The sequence below is a fragment of the Vibrio sp. Vb1554 genome (genome assembly GCF_033344235.1).
Genome location: NZ_JAWPOJ010000493.1, coordinates 1 through 1012, shown reverse-complemented (window position 1 = coordinate 1012; position 1012 = coordinate 1). Strand labels below are relative to the sequence as shown.

The 1012-nt window shown below is 48.5% G+C and carries 2 protein-coding genes; one reads left to right on the top strand and one right to left on the bottom strand.

Going from position 1 to position 1012, the window contains the following annotated elements:
- The first annotated feature begins 93 nt into the window (after positions 1-93).
- Entirely contained in the window at positions 94-321 is a 228-nt protein-coding gene (locus tag R8N28_RS27305; protein WP_005458294.1) for a SlyX family protein, read from the top strand.
- Positions 322-408: 87 nt separating this feature from the next.
- On the opposite strand, the gene R8N28_RS27300 is transcribed toward R8N28_RS27305, so the two are convergent.
- Positions 409-1012 (bottom strand): isoaspartyl peptidase/L-asparaginase family protein (locus R8N28_RS27300; protein WP_318183928.1); only part of this gene is annotated, 604 nt, incomplete at its 5' end.

The following is a 1012-nucleotide window of genomic DNA, read 5'->3' as shown; positions in this document are numbered from 1 at the left end:
GGTCGTGTATGATGCTGCCTTTGATTCTAAGCAACGTGTAATTACTGCCACATCGGCGGGCATCGCCCAAGCTTGGCAACTAGAGAACGGGTCATGACAGAAAAACTCATTGAGCAATTGGAAGCACGCATCAACGACTTAGAGTGTCAGGTGGCGTTCCAAGAGCAAACAATCGAAGATCTGAACAGTGCATTGTCACAACAACAATTGCAGATCACGAAGATGCAAGATCAAATGAAGTACGTAGTAGGCAAAGTGAAAAATATGGATTCTTCGAATATGGAAGATCCAGCCAACGAGCCACCGCCGCCGCATTACTGATCAATACGCGAAAGACAAAACAAAGCCCAGACTTATGCTGGGCTTTGTTGTAATTGCACGGTTGCTCGTCGTGAAATAATCGAACGGTTAGTCGTTAGCGTAGATTTTCACACTCAACTCACCACGAGTATTGATACCCGCACGATACATCCCCGAACTGTTCATAGCGAAATGCAACGCCCCATTCGCATCAATGGCAATCAGGCCACCTTCTCCGCCCATGGTTTTGAGATCTCCCTGAATAATGGCTTCACACGCGGTATGTACGTCCTCTTGCAAATAACGCATACGTGCTGCTACATCTTCCGCAACACGTTTACGAATAAAGAACTCACCAACACCCGTAGTTGAAACTGCCACCACGCCATTCTCAGCCACCGTGCCACAGCCTATCAGTGCAGAATCTCCAACACGACCATATTGCTTATTGGTTACCCCACCCGTACTGGTCGCCGCAGCTAAGTTGCCTTGCTGGTCTAGCGCCACTGCGCCTACGGTGCCGTGTTTACGATCATCCGGGTAACGAGACTCAGATAACGCAAACAAACCTTTCTCACGCATTGAGAGCAGCTGTTCATAACGGCGATTTGTGAAGAAGTAATCTTGTTCGGTGTAAACGTGGCCCTGTTCAAAAGCGAATTTCTCAGCCCCCTCACCAATTAGCAGCACATGTGGGCTGTTTCGCAACACG

Excerpts from the sequence above, each read along its gene's own strand:
- R8N28_RS27305 (WP_005458294.1), top strand. The coding sequence starts at position 94 with ATGACAGAAAAACTCATTGAGCAATTGGAAGCACGCATCAACGACTTA.